This window comes from Nisaea nitritireducens (assembly GCF_014904795.1).
Classification (GTDB): Bacteria; Pseudomonadota; Alphaproteobacteria; order Thalassobaculales; family Thalassobaculaceae; genus Nisaea; species Nisaea nitritireducens.
Genome location: NZ_JACZFS010000034.1, coordinates 1 through 18,611 on the forward strand (window position 1 = coordinate 1; position 18,611 = coordinate 18,611).

The window sequence follows — 18,611 nt, forward strand, 5'->3', positions numbered from 1 at the left end:
CGTGCCGCGCTGGATCGAGCCGTCGACGACGATCTCGGCCCGCCCGGCAACCGCGTCCACCACCTCCGGCAGAACATCGAGCGACCCGCGACCATGGTCGAGCTGGCGTCCGCCGTGATTGGAGACATAGACCACGTCCACGCCACGCTCGACGGCCATGACAGCATCCTCTGCCGTGGCAATTCCCTTCAGGATCAGCGGAATGTCATACCGCTCCTTGAAGCGCTCCACGTCTTTCCAGTTGAGAGCCGCCTGCCAATCCGCGCCGGCACCGGCGCGCCACGGCTTGACGAAACGGGCGGCAATATCCCGCTCGCGCCGACTGTAATAGGCGCTGTCGACGGTCAGCGAGACCGCAAAACACCTGGCATCCTTCGCCCGCTGCACCTGCTCATCAAGCCAGCCATCGTCGCCGCGCTTGTAGAGGGCGGAGATCAATAATCCGTCGGCCTCGGCAGCGACGTCCTCAATCGGAATAGAGCCGACATTGCTCAGCATCAGGGCATTGCCGAATTCCGCCGCCGCCCGCATCGCGGTCTTGCCGCCGCCGGGCTCGAAGCTCTCCAGCGAGCCGACCGGCGCCAGCAGGACCGGCAGGGCCAGATCCTTGCCAAGCAAACGGCCGCCGACCGCGACTTCACGCATGTCATTCAGAACCCGTGGCCGGAAGGCCACGCTGTCCAACGCCTGGCGGTTCCGTTTCATCGTCGTCTCGGTCTCGGTCGCGCCGCGCAGATAGTTCCAGATATTCTGGCTCAACGCCTGCTCCGCCGCCTCGACGATCTCGTGCAGACACAAGAATCGTTCCGAGGGATCTGTATTGTCCGCCTCATTCATGCCGGACACCACGCTACTCATTTTATTGTCTCCTCCATCCAAGCCCCGAGCGGTTCCCAGACCGCTTTCTTGGCATTCGAACTTGCCATCATGCCCACATGACCGAGCGGCACACGCAAAGTTTCGGCATGCGGCAAAGCCGCCGCCAGCGCTTCGGCCGAGGGCGGCGGAACGATCCTGTCCCGCGACGGAATAATAATTGCGGTCGGCAGACTGATATCGGCAGGGTCGACCGTACGCCCGGCAATCTTCCATTGCAGCTGCGCAGTCGTGTTCGCGCCGTACCATTCAAGAAATGCCTCGGCCGCGACCGGCCCCATCAACGGCACCCCGTCATTCAGCCAGTCCTCGAGCGCAACGAAATCAATCGCTTCGGCACCATCGGCATCCAGAGACCGGAAACGCAGAAACTTCTTTATGACCAACATCGGATCCAGCATGTGGAACAATGCCTGCAGCAAATCGGTCCCGACCTCGTGCCCCCTGTCAGAGGTTGCCGTCAGGAATGGCCTCATAAGTGGCAGGAGCGCAGCAACGGGTGGCGCGCCGGCGGCAAAATCCCATGGGGTTGCCAGCAGTCCAAGCGCCCTGATATCGGCCTGACGCCGGGTTGCCAGCGCCAGGGCAAGCAACCCGCCCATGCAATAGCCGAGCACGATCGGCGGTTTTCCCGTAATTGCCCGGACAGCATCAAGAGCCTGGTCCAGGCGGCCGGCGACATAATCGGTCAGGGTAAACCGGGCCTCGCTCGGCCCCGGTCGGTCCCAGTCCACCACGAAAGGCCGGAAACCGCGACTTTCCAGATAGCGGAGAAACGACTGGTCGGATCTGAGATCGAGGATGTAATAGCGATTGATCAGCGACGGGACGACGAGAACCGGCGGGCCGTCGAGATTCCGCGTTCCGTAATCCAGAAGCGCTGTATTCCCGGCCCGCCAGGCCACGGGCGCGGGTTCGGTTTCGCGAACGTAAGGATGCCGGCGATACATCAGGACCGCATCGAGCAAATCCTGACTGCGTTCCAGGATTGCCTGGTCGACGGCGGCGACGAAGGCATTCCAGGTCTTCGCCTCATCCCCATTCCCGGAGGATTCAGGAGCGCCGTTTCCGGCTGTCTCCGCGGCGCTGTCTTTCAGTTGGCGTTCCAGATCCCGCTGCAGTGTCTCGAGGCCGGGATTCAAGGGAGGCAAGCCGCTCCTCAAGCTCTCTGACGCGAGCCGCGAGCCGCTCCAGTTCAGCATCGCGGTCGTCAGGTACAGCGGCAACGGGCGCGGCCCCAGTCTCGGCGGACGCTCCGGATTCTCTGGCTTCGGGTCCTTCATCGACACCGCGTGTCTCTCCTATTTCGCCGGGGCCGGCTGCTGCGGCCCGGCCGGCACCATGTGCCCGGCTTGCACCGCCTGCCCGGTAATCCGGTGAAAACCCGTCATGCTCCCTTCCGGCAGCACCGTCCGGCTCTGCCGGCGTTTGGGCGAACGGCATGAACAGAGCCATCCACTGCTCGGCAAATGTCCGCATTTCAGGGTCGCGGGCCATACGGGTTGCCTGATCCTGCCAGAGATCAAGAAAGCTGTGGGCCAGCGCATCGTAGTCGACCTGCTTCGACATCGTTCCTTGAGCACCAATTTTCCGCCGGTTTTAAGGGCACCTTCATCACCTGCCAAATCTGAACGGGACGGGCGATTTCCGCAATCTCTGTGAGAAAATTTCAATGACCGGAAAGATCATCGCAATATTTCGCATTGCAACGAAGGATTTTCCGAATACGCTTTTCACTGTGCGATGCAATATCGCCGAATACCGTGAATCCGGAACCGGACACGGTCACAAGGGTGGAAGCAAGGGGAAACCGGCATGGCAACTCAACGCAAAAAGGCGTCCCAGAATAATCCGGAAACGGGAACGGAGGGGGCTGCCGAGGCGACCGCCGGGGTCATTACCATCAAGAAGTATGCGAACCGACGTCTCTACAACACGGCGACCAGCAGCTACGTGACGCTCGATCACCTGTGCCAGATGGTCAAGGACGGCCAGGATTTCGTCGTCTACGACGCCAAGACAGGCGAGGACATCACCCGGCCGGTCCTGACGCAGATCATCGTCGAGGAAGAGAGCAAAGGCCAAAACATGTTGCCTATCAGCTTCTTGCGCCAACTCATCGGTTTCTATGGCGACAATCTGCAGATGGTGGTTCCGCGCTATCTCGAGTTCGCGATGGCGGCCTTCACCAAAGATCAGGATCGCACCCGCGATTACATGCAGGAAGCACTCGGCGGCATGTTCCCGTTCTCCAATTTCGAGGAAATGGGCAAGCAGAACATGGCCATGCTCGAGAAGACCATGGGCATGTTCAACCCCTACCGGTCGCAGGATAGCGAAGATAACGGGACGCCTGAGGCCAAACCTGCAAGCCCGGCCACGGATCCGGCCAAGGGCGCGGTCGATGCCCTGCAGTCGCTGCAGGAGCAGGTTGTGCAGTTGCAGCAGCAGCTAACCGCCCTCAGCACGGGCAATGTGGCCGCGCAACCGTCGAAGAAAGACGACAAGGACGACAGCTGAGCCGCTGCCCGCCTTTGTTTTTGGCTACTTCTGCAAGATATTGGTGATCTCACGCAGCTGCGTTCGGGCCCGCAGCAGGTAAAAGCCCTGCACCGAGAGATGGCTCGGGAAAAACAGGCCGTCCGGCGCCCCGTTCATGATCACCAGCGGGTCGAGCGCGGCGGCCGCACGCATGGACGCAAGCATCTGGTTCCAGGCCGATCCGAGGTCACGATCCTGGATCACCCGGTCGAAATCGACGCCCAGCTCCCGCAACAACATGTAATAGCCATAAAGGCGGCCTTTCACGTTGTAGAAGATGTCGTCCACCTTGGTATCCATGCCCCAGCCGCCGGCATGTGTCAGATGCTGGTCGATAATCGCCGAGGATGAGCCGAGATCGGCCGTCATCCGCTCCAGCGTGGCCTGCAGATTGTCGGAACGCTTCTCGAACGTGGCGTCACCGGCGGCCAGCCGCTGGTTATAGGCAATCAGTGCGCGGCGGGCGGCTGCATATTGCTTTTCCGCGGGAGTGGTCGGCGCCCAGGAGGTTTCGAAATCAAACAGCCAGATGGTGCCCGGGAACTTCAGCTTCCCAGCAGCATCTTCCAGATCCTTGTCGACTTCGCTGGAAGCGCGTGTCCGGCCAAGCTGATCCGACATTTCGATGGCGAAACGGCTGATCGCATAGATGATGCCCTGCTGGAAATTCGGCATGTTATCGAGCATGTAGCCGGGCAGGAAGAACGGGTTATTGGCGACCCAGCTGTTCTGCTCCGTCTCGCGATATATCAGATCCGCCGCCATCTGCACGGCCCGGCTGGAACCCGGCGTCGTCTCGCTCAATGCCTGGTCGACATCGTCGGAGATCCGGTGCGTCAGAACCATCCCGATCAGGTAGTAGGCCACAATGGCGACGATCAGAAGCCCGATCCCGTACCCGCCAACGCGCGCTATCCAGGGCGCAATCGCGCGCCGCTGTGCCGGAGTATCGTCGTCCCAGTTCAGATCGTGCTTTTGCGCCATCACTCATTTCCGTCGGTCAGAAGTCCCGTCTAACATGGGAATGTTACGGAGAGAGCGCAATCGAATTGAGGAAACGAAGCTTTGCGAGGCGGGACGGCGCTGAGCCGATCTAGCGGCGGCGAAGGAAGCGCTTGGCGGCAACAGGCACCAGCGCCAGCAGTCCAAGCCCGACCATGGCGAGGATAATTTCCGGGGTCATGATATCTCCGAGGCCGATTTCACCTTCCTGATCGAAGATGCTGCCGAGGCCCGCGCCGACAGTCGCGAACACGAACCCGCCAGGAATGATGCCAATGACGGTTGCCAGAATGTACGTACGGGTGGACACACCGAGGAAGGCGGGCACCAGGTTGACGATAAAGAACGGGAATGCCGGCACCAGCCGGAGAAACAGCAGATAGTTGAAGGCATCCCGGCGGAAACCTTCACGCATCAGGCCGATCGCCTTGCCGGCCCGGGCCCGCAGCGCGTCGCCAAAAGCCGTCCGCGCGGCCCAGAAAATCGCCGTCGCACCAATCGTCGCGCCGATCACTGCATAGGCTGTGCCGCCGATAGTCCCGAAGAGGAAGCCGCCACTCAGCGTCAACACAGCCGCCCCCGGCACGGAAAGCCCGGTGACAACGGCATAGAGGACAATGAAAGCCAACGCCGCCAGCAGATAATGGTCCGCAACGAAACCGGTCAGCAGTTCCCGGTTATCCCGCAGCAGCTCCAGGCTGACATAACGGTCGAGACCAAGGCCGAAAAACAGAGCCATGGCGAGCACGAGACCGAGAACCGGCGCCATACGCGAAGCCCAGCCGCGTTTACCGCCATTGGCTTGCGCCCCGTCGCTGTTCTCCACGCCGCTTACCCCGGTTTCCTCAACCACCTGAATCCTCGCATCTGCTTGTTCGATCAGGTCTGGAGGTAATCTACGCGGCATGATTCCGCACATGAAAGGATTTCACACCAGCGTGACCGATCCGCGATCCGGCACAGGATGCGTCTTCAGATCTGACGCAACCGGCTCTCCGGAAACCGCAATGTCACAAGCGTTCCCTTGCCGATCTCACTATTGATACTCAGGCTTCCCTGATGCAGTTCGATCAGGCGGGAAACGATGGACAGGCCGAGGCCGGAGCCTTCCTGCGCCACCAGCCGGCCTTTGCCGACCTGGCCGAACGGCGTCAGCGCGACCTCGATATCCTCCGGGGCCATGCCAATCCCGGTATCGCCGACGCGGAATTCCAGATGGCCGTCGACGATTTCTCCGCCCTCAACCCAGACCTTTCCGCCCTCATCGGTGAATTTCACCGCATTGGACAGCAGGTTAAGCAAAATCTGGCGGAACATCCGCTGATCGGCTTCGACCGCAAGCCGCTTCGCATCGATGGAGACCGCAATTTCGATTTGCTTACGAGCCGCCCGCTCACTCATGAAGCGGACGCAGCGGTCGACCGCCGAGATAGCGTCGAACAGATCGTCGGAGACAATGAACTCGTTCGCCTCGATCTTGGCCATATCGAGAATGTCGTTGATCAGCTCCAGAAGATGCACCGCGCTGCTGTTGATATCGCCTGCATATTCCTTGTACCGATCGTTCGAGAGTGCCCCGAACATTTCCGATGCAATCGTTTGCGAGAATCCGAGGATCGCGTTCAGCGGCGTGCGCAGCTCGTGGCTCATATTGGCGAGGAATTCGGACTTGGCCCGATTGGCGAGCTCGGCCTGCTCCTTGGCCGCGCGCAGCTCGTCTTCGTGTTTCTTGCGCGCCGTGACCTCGGTGACCGAGCCGGCCATGCGCGCGACCCGTCCGGCCGCGTCGCGAACCACCCGAAAATGATTGGAAACCCAGACCGGTTCCCCGTCACGGTCCTCGATCCGGTATTCCAGTGAAAAACTGTCCGCGCCCTCGCGCAGCTTCCGCATCATGGCGCGGCGTGCCGCCCTCCGGTGCTCCGGATGAATGTAGGAATCGGCGGACCGGCCCGGCATGGTGCGGGATTCCTCGCCCCACCCCACCGTTCGGCACATCTGCGCCGAGGCAAAGAACTCGTTGCCAGCCAGGTTCCAGTCCCACAGCCCGTCGCGCGCGCCTTCGACCGCAAGCTCGTACCGCTCCTGCGCCTTGCGGAGCTGATCCTCGATCTCCTTGCGATCGGTGATGTCCTCCACAGTCTGCAACACCCAACCCCAGCTCTCCTCGAAGCCGGGCATGATGCTGGTACTGGTCCGAAGATAGACATCCCGTCCATCAAATGTCGTGTCCCAGCCCTCGACAACGACCTTGGTCTCGCCAGCAAAGAAACGCGTGAGCAACTCAACAAAGATGTCGGAGAGCCCGGTTTCAGGATTATAGGAAGAAAGATCGGGGGCCTGGTTGAAATGCTCGATCAGGGTCCGCTTGTCCGGCGCGTTGTATGTCTTTACCGCCGCCTCGTTGAGGTCGACGATCCGCGCACCATCGGCAAGATCCACCAGGATCTCAGGATTCGCCCTGACATAGGCCGGGATATCGGTGTGACCGTCCCGCTTCAGCCGTTCGAGCACCCGCCGGGCACCGGTCCAGTCTTCATCCGTGGTGCCGACCGGGTAATCGTCGAACCTCGAGCGTTCCAGCTCCAGGTTACGCAAAACCGTTTTCTCCCGGCGTGCCGCCGAAGCATTGTCCGTCGCCACGACAGCGACCCCGGAGACCGCCCCCTCCGTGTCGCGTATCGGATATGCATCGATACGCAGAAAGCGCTCGCGCTCTCCCGCATGCGCCCGAAGATTGCGGCTACGATTCTCCCCGCTGGCGAGAACCGACTTCAGCAGGGAAAGGTAGCCCGGATCGACCTCTTCGAGGGTGCGGACATTGAGATCCTCGAGCACCGCCTCGAAGCCGGGCGTGCGGCGCAGAACGCCGAGATCGGACCCACGAAATTCCGACGGAATGGCCGCGGCAAATCCGCTGTCCAGCATCGCCGTGACTGTCTCCCCCGCATCGTCGATTGAGCGGTTTTTGGTGTTCACTACCAAATCAAGTCGCCAGTCACAGGTCTCAGATTACGTCATCGGAGAAAGCAGAGTGACCTATTCCATGTTCGAAGGAAATCCGCGCATTGCCTACTTTTTTCAATCCTACCTGCGGCTGTTATGCTCATTGCCGGGCACTGCGGCAGACAGCCCCGACTCCAGAAACGTTAAATATTTGTAAAGACACTTCATTTTCTAAAAAAATTTCCGTGAAAACTGTTTCCATACAGCCAATTTCACCGAACCCTCGCGAAGACGACGGGATCAAGGCCTTCGCGTATAGATAATCATCGAACTTTCCCGGCCAATTCCGCATCGGGCCCGAATCGCTGTAATGCTTCGGCTTTTCGTCCCCGTCAGGCGTCCGAAATCCGGCCCAGCGTCCGCTCCGACATCTCTTCATAACTGTCCGCACGGGTCAGACGCTTCATCAGGTCAGACGATGCCAGAGGTGTTTTGATTTCGGACGGATGACAGCCGTCCCGCAGCGCGCGCAGCGTTGCCTCGACGGCGGCAACCGCCGCGGCGATCGGCTGGTGCCCCTGAAGGGCAATGCGGACGCCGCGCGCCGAGAGATAATCCCAGTCGTCCAGCTCCGGCGGCACACCGCCGATGATCAGCGGGCGGTTTACCGCCCCGGCAACCGCATCGAGATCGGCCCGGGTCTTGATGCCGATCAGGAAGATGACATCGACACCGACTTCTTCGTACGCCTTCGCCCGCTCAATGGCATCCGCAACCCCATTGATGCTTGCCGCACTGGTCCGCCCGGCAATGACGAGATCGGGGTCCTGCCGGCCGGCGAGCGCGGCGCGCATCTTGCCGACGCCTTCCTCAAGGCTGAGCAACCGCGCCTTTCCATCACTGCCATATGGCTCGGGCAGGTCCGTATCCTCGATCGAGAGACCGGCGGCACCCGCCGTCTCCAGTTCCTCCACCGTACGGCGGACATTCAGCGCATTGCCGAAGCCATGATCCGCATCGATCATCAGCGGCAGGTCGCCAGCACGATTGATCCGCAGCACCAGCCCGGCAAGCTCGGACAAGGTAAGCACCATCACGTCCGGCGCACCGAGAACCGCGAGCGAGGCGACGGAGCCGCCAAGCATTCCGGCCTCGAAGCCGAGATCCTGGGCGATCCGGGCGGACAGCGCATCATGCACGGAGCCGGGCCGGATGCACCGCTCACCCTCGATAACGCCGCGAAACCGGCGCCGGCGATCTTTCCAGTCCAAGTTCAGTCCTCCCTTTCAGTCCGTCCGGCGGTTAACCCGCTCTAGCGGAAATCGAATCCGAGTTCCTTCAGCCGCTCGCGCAGATCGTCGCGAAGCGGCGGAGAGAATTTCTTGTCCATATCATCGGACCATGACGCGTCGGTGGTCTCCCGGCCCTGGGAGCGATAATGCTTCGCCAGCGCACCATCGTAGCTGTCCACGATTGCCGTTGCGTCGGCGCCACTCCGGCTTTTGCCATACTGTTCGAAATGCACCAGACCGTCGTAATCCATGCGCGGCTTCTGCGCCGGAGCTTCCCCGGGCCAGCCGAGACACATGCCAAAAACGCAGAAGACTCGCGGCGGCAGACCGAGAATCCGGGCGACTTCGACCGGTTTGTTGCGGGCACCACCGATCATCACGCCTTTGAGGCCCAGGCTGTCCGCCACCAGATAGGCGGACATGCCGACCAGCCCGGCATCGAGGGCGGACACCAGGCCGGTTTCCAGATTGTTGCTGTCGATGTTGTGTCCGTTGCGGACCAGAGCATCCTCGATCCGGGTAAGATCCGCGCAGAAGGCCAGGAAGACCGGCGCTGTGCCGATATGTCGCTGATTGCCGCACGCCGCCATCAATGCATCGCGCCGTTCCTGATCGCGGACCACGACAACGCTATAAGTCTGGATATTCGAGGAAGTCGGCGCCCTGAACGCAGTCTTCAGGATCGTATCGATCATCTCCTCGCTGACCGGCTGGTCGGTGTATTTGCGAACGCTGACCCGGTTCAGGAGCGTTTCGATCACATCGTTCGAAGGGATGTTCTGGCTGTCGGGCATTGGCGGTGTTTCTCCGGTTCCGATCGCGCAGCCTCGGCTGCGTCTGTTGGCGGCAACTCTACCCGGTCGCCGCAGGGCTGCAAGCGGCCCTGCCACAATGTGGGGCTGAACACCGGAATTCCAGCGGTTCCCCATCGGCAAGAATAAGCAGCGTGCACCACGTTGCGGATTTGCTACCGTTGGCGAATGGGCAAATCACTTCTCATCGTCGCGCACGCTCCGTCCGAAAACACACGCACCCTTCTTGATGCGGTTCGCAGCGGTGCCGAGGAAGCCGGCGACGGCAGTGTGAACGTGACCTGCCTCTCACCATTCGATACCGGCCCTGATGCCGTCCTCTCCGCCGATGCCATGATCCTCGGAACGACCGAAAATCTCGGCTACATGAGCGGGGCGCTGAAGGACTTTTTCGACCGGATCTATTATCCCTGCCTGGAGGAAACCCAGGGCCTGCCCTATGCGCTTTTCGTGCGCGCCGGGCATGACGGCACCGGCACCTGCCGGGCAGTACAATCGATCACAACCGGTCTGCGCTGGCGCGCGGTTCAGGAACCGCTGGTCTGCCGCGGCACGTTCGATCCGCGCTTCATCGAGGAATGCCGCGATCTCGGTGCCGGCATGTCTGCCGGGCTGGAGGCCGGAATTTTCTAGGAACGGCATTCATGTCGCCGTGAAGCATTTACATGCGCATCAACCTGCTAGCCTGATTGCTCCCGCCCTCTCTCCTCGGAGATGCCGATGACCCGAGATCCCCTGCTGCAGCCTTTCCAGCTCAAGCACCTGACCCTGCGCAACCGGCTGATGTCCACGGCGCACGAGCCCGCCTATTCTGAGGACGGCCTGCCGACCGACCGTTACCGGCTCTATCATCTGGAAAAGGCCAAGGGCGGCATCGCCATGACAATGACGGCGGGGTCCGCCCTCGTCTCCGAAGACAGCCCGGCCGCCTTCGGCAACCTGCATGCCTATCGCGACGAGATCGTTCCGCATCTGAAACGCATTGCCGACGACTGCCACGAATACGGCACCGCCGTGATGATCCAGATCACCCATCTTGGCCGGCGCACCAACTGGAACAAGGCGGACTGGCTGCCCGTCCTCGCCCCGTCCCCAGTGCGCGAGCCGGCCCACCGGGCCTTTCCGAAAGAAGCCGAGGACTGGGATCTCGACCGCATTGCCGAGGATTACGCGACGGCCGCCGAACGAATGCAGGCCGCAGGCCTCGACGGTATCGAGCTGGAAGCCTACGGGCATCTGCTCGACGGCTTCTGGTCACCGGCGACGAATTTCCGCGAAGACGAGCATAATGGCAGCCTCGACAATCGGCTGCGCTTCACCCGCCGGGTCCTCGACAGCATCCGCGACCGGGTCGGCGCCGATTTCATTGTCGGCCTTCGCCTGGTCGCGGACGAGCAATGGGACAAGGGGATTTCAAAGGACGAGGGAATAGAGATCTGCCGCCGGCTGGTCGGCACCGGTCAGGTCGACTTCCTCAATGTCATCCGGGGCCATATCGACAGCGATGCGGCATTGTCGAACGTCATCCCGGTCCAGGGCATGCCGGCATCCCCGCATCTCGATTTCGCCGGCGAGGTCCGGTCCGAGACCAGGTTCCCGGTCTTCCATGCCGCCCGGATCGCGGATGTCGCCACTGCCCGGCATGCCGTGGCCGAGGGCAAGCTCGATATGGTCGGCATGACCCGCGCCCATATCGCAGACCCGCATATCGCCCTGAAGCTGAGCCAGGGCCGCGAGCACGATATCCGGCCCTGTGTCGGCGCCACCTATTGCCTCGACCGGATCTACGAAGGGCACGAAGCGCTTTGCATCCACAACGCGGCGACGGGGCGCGAGCTGACCATGCCGCAGATCATTTCGCCAACGGAAGGACCGCGCAAGCGCATCACCGTGGTTGGCGCAGGTCCAGCCGGCCTTGAAGCCGCTCGGGTCGCCGCCGCGCGAGGGCATCATGTCCATGTTTTCGAAGCCGCGCCGGATGCAGGCGGCCAGGTCCGGCTGGCGGCGCAGAGCCGGCGCAGGTCCGAGCTGATCGGCATTGTCGACTGGCGTCTGGCACAGCTTGAGGCGGCCGGGGTCCAGATCAGCTTCAATACCTACGCCGAAGCGGCGGACGTTTTGGCGGAAGAACCGGATTTCGTCTTTATCGCCACCGGCGGTCTGCCGAACACGGAAATCCTCGAAGAAGGCAACGCGTTGGTGCATTCGAGCTGGGATGTGTTGTCAGGCGATCTTTCGGCAACCGGCCGGGTGCTGGTCTTTGACGATAATGGCGGTCATCCCGGCATGCAGGCGGCGGAAATGCTGATCGAGAAGGGTGCGGAAGTCGAGATCGTCACGCCGGAGCGCTTTTTCGCGCCGGAAATCGGCGGCCTCAATCATGTCGCCTATGCCAAGGCGCTGCATCAGTCGGCCAGCCGTATCACCATCAACATGCGGCTGATCGGCGTCTCTCGGAACGGGAACGAACTTGTAGCCACGCTCGGCTCGGATTACGGCGAGCGGACGGAGACCCGCGCCGTCGATCATGTCGTGATCGAACATGGCACGCTGCCGATGGACGAACTTTATTTCGATCTGAAGCCGCAGTCGCGCAATCTCGGTGCCGTGGATTACAAGGCCCTGATCAGGGGCGAGGACGCCTTCCCGGCACGCAATCCGGACGCCGGTTTCACATTGGCCCGGATCGGAGACGCAGTCGCCTCCCGCAATATCCACGCATCGATCTATGACGGCTTGCGCTTCGCCAAGGACCTCTAGTCCCGACGCACCGTGCGCAGGGCCCGGGAGCGGAATTCCCGGCGATGCAGGACCGCGACGACCCAGAGCGAGGCGGCGATGAAGGCGAAGGGATGCACGAACCATGTGCAGACCGCGAGGCCGAAATAATAGGAGTGTACACCGCCGTTGTAATGCCGGGCAGCCAGGCTCGCGAGTTCGGCCGCAACCCCGGCCCGTTCACGACCGACCTCACGCAGATCCTCGATTTCCGGCTGCGGGATCGCACCGAGCACCACGGCCGCGTTGTTGTGCAGCCTGATGGACCAGGCCAGCCGGAAGAAGGCATTGGTGAAAATGAAGATCAGCAAGGCAATCTTCAGACCGAACCGGTCCTGACTTGTTTCGACAAGAAAACGAAACTGGTTCAGTACCGCGACGGCCTGTTCAGACGCCCCGAAGACGGCAGCGAGGCCGCCAACCACGAAAATGCTGGTCGAGGCCATGAAGGCCGAGTTCCCGGCAAGCGAGCGCAGGATCTGGATATCGATGATCCGGTTTTCCCGGGTCGCGGAGGCCTCGAACCAGTCCCGCCGCCAGGCCTGCATGGCCGCCGGCAGACCGTGCCCACGCTTGATCCTGAGCGCCACGAAGGTCTCGTAGCCAAGCCAGCAGGCTATGAAAATCGCCAGCGCGACCAGATCGTCGCGCCGCAGCATGTCCAAGAGTGACGCCATTCCAGACTCCCCGTCCCCGATACCAGTCTATCCTGCCAGTATCGGGACACCAAGCAGCCGCAGGCGAACCGCCAGGCAGCGGGTTCAGCGAACCCGGTTAAGCACCCGGGCGCGGATCGTGCCCTCAAGCGCACGAACGGCGCGGATCACCTTGTCCGCCTCGGGAACATGCCCCTCCGCGTCGAGCACGACATACCCGATCTCACCGTCCGTCTGGTAATGCTGGGCCGCGATGTTGATATTGTGGGCCGCAAACACATCGTTCAGCCGCCCGAGTTCGCCCGGCAGATTGCGCTGCACCTGGATGAAGCGGGTGCCGGCCGGACGCGGCGGAAGCTGTACTTCCGGAAAGTTCACCGCACCGGCGGTCGAGCCTACATCGGAATATTCGATCATCTTGCGGATAACTTCCTCTCCGATACGCTCCTGCGCTTCCTCGGTCGAGCCGCCGACATGCGGTGTCAGGATCACGTTGTCGAGCCCCTGCAGCGGGGACTGGAACGGGTCCGCGTTCGATTTCGGCTCTGTCGGGAACACATCCACCGCCGCACCGGCGAGATGCCCGCTCTTCAGAGCCGCCGCCAGCGCGTCCACATCCAGAATGGTGCCACGGGCATTGTTGATGAGATAGGCGCCCGGCTTCATCTTGGCGATTTCGCGCGCGCCAATCATGTCCTTGGTTTCCGGGGTTTCCGGCAGGTGCAGGGAAACCACGTCGGACGCTTCCAGCAACTCGTCCAGGCTGGCTGCCGGCTCCACATTGCCGTGGCTCAGCTTGTCGGTGCGATCGAAATAGATCACCCGCATGCCCATCGCCTCGGCAAGATTCGCCAGCTGGGTGCCGATATTGCCGTATCCGACGATCCCGAGAGTCTTGCCCCTGATCTCCCGGCTGCCGGCCGCCGATTTCTCCCAGCGGCTCTCATGCGCCGCGACCGACCGCGGGAACACCCTCCGGAACAGCATGACGATTTCAGCAATGGTCAGTTCCGCGACACTGCGGGTGTTCGAAAACGGCGCATTGAAGACAGGAATACCCTTCCGCTTCGCCGCTTCCAGATCGACCTGATTTGTACCAACCGAGAAACAGCCCAGCGCGATCAGCTTGTCCGTCGATGCGAATACGCTTTCCGTCATTTTTGTACGGGAGCGGATACCGAGCAGCCTGACATCCTTTAGCGCAGCTTTCAGCGCCTCTTCCTCAAGTGCCTTCGCCTGCCGCTCGATACACGGATATCCGGCAAGCTCAAGCTGCCGTATTGCAGTCTCTGAGATGCCCTCAAGCAGCAGGAACTTGATCTTGTCTTTCGGCAGGGACGGATTCTGGATCTTGCTCATTCTGGCGCGGGTCCGGGTGGGTTTCAGATGCCCCTCGCGTGCTCAATGCGCTTGATCGCACTGCAGCGCGGCGGCGGCGCTACAGATATAGCGACCCCGGCCGAATCGCAAGGCACCGCCTCGTCGCGACGAGGAAAGAAACCAGGCACCCCGAAAACCGGTACGGATTCTGCATTGTCGAAATCCGTCGTTTACGAATTCGAAAGTCTTCAGCTCGACAGTAACGTGGGCAGTGAAGCTGCATTTCCGTCGGGGGACGGAGCTGTCCTGCGGTGAAAGGGGAAGTCACACATGCCGCGCTGGATCTCGCACAAACCCGGCCATCATGCAGACATGAACGATGCGCTTCCGAGTTTCGTGACACGGAGCTGCACGCTTCTCGCAACGGGATATGCCAAGCTGATGCAGAATAACGGGGGCAAAATCCCCGCCAAGAACGGGCTGGATATTTCCAGCTTCGGCCCCGTCATGGCAAATACCGCACTTGGGGCCGTGACGCTCGGCTCAGCCTGCACTTTCCGTATCGCAGGAGAGAGTATCCGGGAGCGTTTCGCTCAAAAGCTGGTTGGCACCGACTATTACGATCTTGTTGATCCGGCACGCCGTAGCTGCGCCATGAAATCGATGGACATGGCCGTCAGCTTCCCCTGTGCTTTCAGGGCGGAACTGCTTCAGAAATACGACAATGGCGAGGAACGCCGCGCTGAAGCATGCGCTTTCCCGCTACTATCGGACGAACCGGACATCGATGGCTTCATCTTGTTTGCCAATGAAGATATCGACCGTACGCGGCGCATCTCAGTGATCCGGCCTGTCCTGACCAAATCCTGGGTCATCCACCGCGAGCTGATAGATCTCGGCTTCGGCATCGACGAGAGTTTCGAGGATCTCGTGCCAAGAGATCTGATGCTGGCGCCGCCCGCACTCTAGTCAATCAGTACCGGTGGTCCGTCTAACCGGGAAATTTCAGCCGCGATCCCCGCCTGACCATCCTCAAGCTCAACCATATCCCGAACGCCAAGCGCGGACAGTAATCGGCCAAGGCGATCCGGCTCCGGGTGGCGCAGAATAAGCTTCGAGATCGATAAGCCGAGATCCGGCATCCGACCCGCCGGATGCGGCCCGTCCGGCCATTGAATGAAGACCGGCAGGGTTCCGCCCTCCGGCAGATCTCCGTCATCGCGGACGGAAAGCCGCCATGTCAGGTCGCCCCTGCTGACCTGAACCGGCTCCCCGAGATCAAGACCAAGGTCACGCGCCACGCCAAGCACGGCATCCAGATCGTCCGTCGCGACAATCCAGGAAAGCGGCCGCAGCGCCGTCTTCGTCATTTCATGAACCGCCGGATCGTCCATCCGGTACCAGCGCTTCCTGCCCGGATCGGCCTGCTCCGGGTCAATGGCGATGATTTCGAGGAAATTATCCGGTCCGGTCCGGGTCAGTCTGTTGTGGGTGCCCATTTTAGGATGCGCGCCGCCAACATTCATATCGACGCCGAGCCGCTCCCTTGCCCAGTCCGTCCCGACTTCAAGGTCAGCGGCCACAACGGCGAGATGATCGAAAACAAGGCGCATGAGAGTCACTCCGGTGAGGGGCGAGTTTACCGTTTAGAGCGGCCGATCTGGCCGCGACATGAAAACGTCATCAAACCGACGTCAAGACGACACGGACCCAACATCAGGCAGAGATACCCCTCCGATAAGGTCGGACGTTCAGACAAACCGGGCGATAACCCGACATTTGGAGGCATTACCGATGTTGCGCAAGATCCTTGCGGCCGCGATCGTGGCCATCTCTCTTCCGACCATTGCACAGGCGGGTGAAACTGTCCGCCTCGCGGTCACCGACATTGAAGGCCTCGAGGCCCTGCAACAGGAATTCGGTCCCTTCGAAGCAGCGATCGAGAAAAGTACGGGTCTCGACGTTGAACTCTTCCCGGTCGGCAACCGCACGGCCGCCGTGGAAGCGATGAAATCCGGCCAGGTCGATTTCGTGCTGACCGGCCCGGCCGAATATGTCGTCATCAAGGAGCTGGCCACGCCGGAAATCGTTGTCGCCTGGCAGCGTCCCGACTACTTCGCCCAGATCGTCACGCTGGCGACCGGGCCGGTGAAACAGGTCAGCGACCTCAAGGGCAAAGTGATCTCCTTCGGCTCTGTCGGCTCAACTTCCCAACATCTCGGCCCGGCACAGGCGCTGGCCGATCTCGGCCTCGATTACGGCCGCGACTACGAGCCGAAAATCATCTCCCGCAATGTCGCCATCGAGGCCCTGATCCGCGGCGACCTCAGCGCCATCGGGATGAATTTCGGCCATCTGCAAAAAGCCCGGAAAGCCTATCCGGACGTTGCTTTCACCGTGATCGCACGCGGCCGCGATCTGCCGAACGATATCCTCGTCGCCCGCACCGGGCTCGACAAGAACCTCGTTGCAAAGGTCCGCAAGGCCTTTGAAGAGGATGGACAGGACCTTCTGGCCGCCGTGCTGAAGGGCGATGACAACCAGAAATATCGTGGCGGTTTCTTCCTCTCGTCGGTCAACGATGCCGACTACGACTATGTCCGCTCCATGTACAAGACCATCGGCGTCGAGCGCTTCACCAGCTTCGTCGGCGACTGATTGAAATTGCCAGGCACGGGCCCGGGACCCACTGTCTCCGGCGCCCGTGCAGCGGCATCGTTGCATGACCGGATCTATAATCCAGGTACGCCACGCGCAGAAGAGCTTCGCGCCCGGCATGCCTATCCTGAATGGTGTCAGTCTCGATATCCGGCAGGGTGAACGCGTCGCCCTGATCGGCGCCAACGGCGCCGGCAAGTCCACCCTGCTGCGCTGCCTCGCCGGCCTTGTTCCTCTGAGCGCCGGGGATGTCGAGATTCTGGGCGAGACATTTTCCGGCAGTCCCAGCGCGCGCCAGCGGAAGGCGCTGCGCCGCCAGCTCGGCTTTGTCTTCCAGTTCCACGGGCTGGTCCGCCGCACAAGTGCACTGTCGAATGTGGTGAACGGGTATATCGGGCAGGGCCACGGTATGCGGGCCTGGCACCAGATGCTTGCCCCGCATACCGTCCGTGAAGAAGCCCGGGCAGCCCTCGAAGCGGTCGGCCTCGGGGAGAAATGGGATGCCCGCGCCGACACGCTTTCCGGCGGGCAATCCCAGCGCGTTGCCATTGCCCGCGCCATTGTTCACAAGCCCTCCCTGATCATCGCGGACGAACCCGCGGCAAGTCTCGATCCAGCGGCCGGAAGTGACATCATGACGCTGTTCCACCGGCTTGCCGGAGCGCGGGGCTGCACCCTGCTCTTCACCAGCCATGACATGAACCACGCCCTTTCCTATGCGGACCGGGTCATCGCGCTGAAAGCCGGCACGGTGATGCTGGACGCGGCCAGCAGTGACCTCACACCCGCAGACCTGGAGCCCGTGTTCCATGGCGACTGATATCCGTACGGAAAAACCCGTCATGCCCCGCATTGCCCGGCTTGATCCACTGCGCTTCGCGCTCGCCGTCGCTCTCGGCGCGCTGCTGGTTGCTTCCATCGGAGAAGTCACTCCGTCGCCGGAGCGGTTGGCCGGGGCCCTGCCGCGAATGGGCTCCCTGCTCGACAGGATGCTGCCGCCGGAAACCGACCCGGCCTTCCTTGGCCGGATGGCGATGCGACTGCTCGAGACCGTTCAGATCGCGCTCGCCGGGACATTCTTCGGCATCCTTGTCAGCTTTCCCCTGGCCTGGTGCGGCGCCATGGGACTGTCCCCGCTGGGACCCTTCCGCTGGGCGGCACGGATGGTCGTATCCCTGTTCCGCACGGTGCCTGATCTGGTCTGGGCATTGTTCTTCGTCTCCGCCGTCGGCCTTGGCGCCGTCGCCGGAACCCTGACCATCATCGTGGATACCGCCGGGTTCTGCGGCCGCTTTTTCGCCGAAGCCATGGAGGATTCCGACCGGCAATCCCGCGAGGCGCTCGACGCCGGCGGTGCCCGCAAGATCGACATCCTGTTCGCCGCCGTGGTGCCGGACTGCATGCCGTCCTTCATCAATACCAGCCTGTTCAGTCTTGAACTGGCAGTGCGATCGTCGGTGGTGCTCGGGATTGTCGGTGCCGGGGGTATCGGTCAGGAACTGAAGTCCGCCTTCGAGCTGTTCCAATACCCGAAGGCCTCCGCCATCATTCTCGCGATTTTCGTGATCGTTTTGGGAATGGAACAATTGACGGACTGGCTGAGGCGCCGCATCGCCTAGTGCGGCCTGCGCTTAATAATCCACGCCTTTTCCCCTGAATGTTTCTTGATTTCTGTCAATTGTGTAAACCGGAGTTATTGAAGTTAATACTATTTATCCACGGTCTCTGTT

Annotated in this window: 18 protein-coding genes; 7 read left to right on the plus strand and 11 right to left on the minus strand. The window is 61.6% G+C overall.

Features of this window, described 5'->3' with window-relative positions; genetic code table 11:
- From IG629_RS12075 to IG629_RS22650, 3 genes are all read right to left on the minus strand, one after another.
- On the minus strand, positions 1-858 hold an 858-nt coding region (locus IG629_RS12075), incomplete at its 3' end, for an alpha-hydroxy acid oxidase (protein ID WP_193172198.1).
- Entirely contained in the window at positions 855-2,018 is a 1,164-nt protein-coding gene (locus tag IG629_RS12080) for an alpha/beta fold hydrolase (RefSeq protein WP_226886650.1), read from the minus strand. The genes IG629_RS12075 and IG629_RS12080, both read right to left, overlap by 4 nt.
- Complete coding sequence (locus IG629_RS22650) at positions 1,930-2,445, minus strand: hypothetical protein (RefSeq protein WP_226886651.1); 516 nt, start codon at positions 2,443-2,445, stop codon at positions 1,930-1,932. The genes IG629_RS12080 and IG629_RS22650 overlap by 89 nt, the downstream gene beginning before the upstream one ends.
- 246 nt (positions 2,446-2,691) lie before the next feature.
- Here IG629_RS22650 and phaR point away from each other — a divergent pair, with 246 nt between their 5' ends.
- Positions 2,692-3,396, plus strand: coding sequence for a polyhydroxyalkanoate synthesis repressor PhaR (phaR, locus tag IG629_RS12085; protein WP_193172199.1), 705 nt, complete (start codon positions 2,692-2,694; stop codon positions 3,394-3,396).
- A gap of 24 nt (positions 3,397-3,420) precedes the next feature.
- On the opposite strand, the gene IG629_RS12090 is transcribed toward phaR, so the two are convergent.
- The 5 genes from IG629_RS12090 to IG629_RS12110 form a co-directional block, all read right to left on the minus strand.
- On the minus strand, positions 3,421-4,401 hold the full coding sequence (locus IG629_RS12090) for a DUF2333 family protein (protein WP_193172200.1): 981 nt from the start codon (positions 4,399-4,401) through the stop codon (positions 3,421-3,423).
- A 109-nt stretch (positions 4,402-4,510) separates the two neighbouring features.
- Positions 4,511-5,272 carry a TVP38/TMEM64 family protein gene (locus tag IG629_RS12095; protein ID WP_319025070.1) on the minus strand — a complete coding sequence of 254 codons (762 nt, stop codon included), beginning with the start codon at positions 5,270-5,272 and terminating at the stop codon, positions 4,511-4,513.
- Positions 5,273-5,391: 119 nt separating this feature from the next.
- Positions 5,392-7,398, minus strand: a complete 2,007-nt coding sequence (locus tag IG629_RS22950) for a PAS domain-containing sensor histidine kinase (protein WP_193172201.1) — start codon at positions 7,396-7,398, stop codon at positions 5,392-5,394.
- A gap of 359 nt (positions 7,399-7,757) precedes the next feature.
- Entirely contained in the window at positions 7,758-8,636 is an 879-nt protein-coding gene (locus IG629_RS12105) for an isocitrate lyase/PEP mutase family protein (protein ID WP_193172202.1), read from the minus strand.
- A 41-nt stretch (positions 8,637-8,677) separates the two neighbouring features.
- Positions 8,678-9,451, minus strand: a complete 774-nt coding sequence (locus IG629_RS12110) for an NADPH-dependent oxidoreductase (RefSeq protein ID WP_193172203.1) — start codon at positions 9,449-9,451, stop codon at positions 8,678-8,680.
- A gap of 186 nt (positions 9,452-9,637) precedes the next feature.
- Here IG629_RS12110 and IG629_RS12115 point away from each other — a divergent pair, with 186 nt between their 5' ends.
- The gene (locus tag IG629_RS12115; RefSeq protein ID WP_193172204.1) at positions 9,638-10,102 is read left to right on the plus strand and encodes a flavodoxin family protein; all 465 of its coding nucleotides are present in this window, start codon (positions 9,638-9,640) and stop codon (positions 10,100-10,102) included.
- Between the two features lie 87 nt (positions 10,103-10,189).
- On the plus strand, positions 10,190-12,229 hold the full coding sequence (locus IG629_RS12120; protein WP_193172205.1) for an NADH:flavin oxidoreductase: 2,040 nt from the start codon (positions 10,190-10,192) through the stop codon (positions 12,227-12,229).
- On the opposite strand, the gene IG629_RS12125 is transcribed toward IG629_RS12120, so the two are convergent.
- Positions 12,226-12,924: a DUF599 domain-containing protein gene (locus IG629_RS12125; protein WP_193172206.1), complete on the minus strand. Its 699-nt coding sequence runs from the start codon at positions 12,922-12,924 to the stop codon at positions 12,226-12,228. The two genes, IG629_RS12120 and IG629_RS12125, sit on opposite strands and share 4 nt — an antisense overlap.
- An 84-nt stretch (positions 12,925-13,008) precedes the next feature.
- Entirely contained in the window at positions 13,009-14,262 is a 1,254-nt protein-coding gene (gene serA, locus IG629_RS12130) for a phosphoglycerate dehydrogenase (protein ID WP_193172207.1), read from the minus strand.
- A gap of 291 nt (positions 14,263-14,553) precedes the next feature.
- Here serA and IG629_RS12135 point away from each other — a divergent pair, with 291 nt between their 5' ends.
- The gene (locus IG629_RS12135; protein ID WP_193172208.1) at positions 14,554-15,192 is read left to right on the plus strand and encodes a PAS domain-containing protein; all 639 of its coding nucleotides are present in this window, start codon (positions 14,554-14,556) and stop codon (positions 15,190-15,192) included.
- Here the strand turns inward: IG629_RS12135 and IG629_RS12140 are convergent.
- Positions 15,189-15,836 (minus strand): VOC family protein, encoded by a 648-nt coding sequence (locus tag IG629_RS12140; RefSeq protein WP_193172209.1) that lies wholly within the window; start codon positions 15,834-15,836, stop codon positions 15,189-15,191. The two genes, IG629_RS12135 and IG629_RS12140, sit on opposite strands and share 4 nt — an antisense overlap.
- A 181-nt stretch (positions 15,837-16,017) precedes the next feature.
- Here IG629_RS12140 and IG629_RS12145 point away from each other — a divergent pair, with 181 nt between their 5' ends.
- The 3 genes from IG629_RS12145 (at position 16,018) to phnE (ending at position 18,500) form a co-directional block, all read left to right on the plus strand.
- Entirely contained in the window at positions 16,018-16,881 is an 864-nt protein-coding gene (locus IG629_RS12145; protein ID WP_193172210.1) for a PhnD/SsuA/transferrin family substrate-binding protein, read from the plus strand.
- Between the two features lie 64 nt (positions 16,882-16,945).
- A complete protein-coding gene (locus IG629_RS12150) occupies positions 16,946-17,701 on the plus strand; it encodes a phosphonate ABC transporter ATP-binding protein (RefSeq protein WP_193172211.1) in 756 nt (251 codons plus the stop codon).
- Positions 17,691-18,500, plus strand: coding sequence for a phosphonate ABC transporter, permease protein PhnE (phnE, locus tag IG629_RS12155; RefSeq protein WP_226886652.1), 810 nt, complete (start codon positions 17,691-17,693; stop codon positions 18,498-18,500). The genes IG629_RS12150 and phnE overlap by 11 nt, the downstream gene beginning before the upstream one ends.
- The last annotated feature ends 111 nt before the right edge of the window (positions 18,501-18,611 follow it).

Bases quoted from the DNA above. Each gene is read 5' to 3' on its own strand.
- phaR (WP_193172199.1), top strand. From the start codon at position 2,692: ATGGCAACTCAACGCAAAAAGGCGTCCCAGAATAATCCGGAAACGGGA.
- IG629_RS12115 (WP_193172204.1), top strand. From the start codon at position 9,638: ATGGGCAAATCACTTCTCATCGTCGCGCACGCTCCGTCCGAAAACACA.
- IG629_RS12135 (WP_193172208.1), top strand. From the start codon at position 14,554: ATGCCGCGCTGGATCTCGCACAAACCCGGCCATCATGCAGACATGAAC.
- IG629_RS12120 (WP_193172205.1), top strand. From the start codon at position 10,190: ATGACCCGAGATCCCCTGCTGCAGCCTTTCCAGCTCAAGCACCTGACC.
- IG629_RS12150 (WP_193172211.1), top strand. From the start codon at position 16,946: ATGACCGGATCTATAATCCAGGTACGCCACGCGCAGAAGAGCTTCGCG.
- phnE (WP_226886652.1), top strand. From the start codon at position 17,691: ATGGCGACTGATATCCGTACGGAAAAACCCGTCATGCCCCGCATTGCC.
- IG629_RS12090 (WP_193172200.1), bottom strand. From the start codon at position 4,401: ATGGCGCAAAAGCACGATCTGAACTGGGACGACGATACTCCGGCACAG.
- IG629_RS12110 (WP_193172203.1), bottom strand. From the start codon at position 9,451: ATGCCCGACAGCCAGAACATCCCTTCGAACGATGTGATCGAAACGCTC.
- IG629_RS12145 (WP_193172210.1), top strand. From the start codon at position 16,018: ATGTTGCGCAAGATCCTTGCGGCCGCGATCGTGGCCATCTCTCTTCCG.
- serA (WP_193172207.1), bottom strand. From the start codon at position 14,262: ATGAGCAAGATCCAGAATCCGTCCCTGCCGAAAGACAAGATCAAGTTC.
- IG629_RS12125 (WP_193172206.1), bottom strand. From the start codon at position 12,924: ATGGCGTCACTCTTGGACATGCTGCGGCGCGACGATCTGGTCGCGCTG.
- IG629_RS22650 (WP_226886651.1), bottom strand. From the start codon at position 2,445: ATGTCGAAGCAGGTCGACTACGATGCGCTGGCCCACAGCTTTCTTGAT.
- IG629_RS12140 (WP_193172209.1), bottom strand. From the start codon at position 15,836: ATGCGCCTTGTTTTCGATCATCTCGCCGTTGTGGCCGCTGACCTTGAA.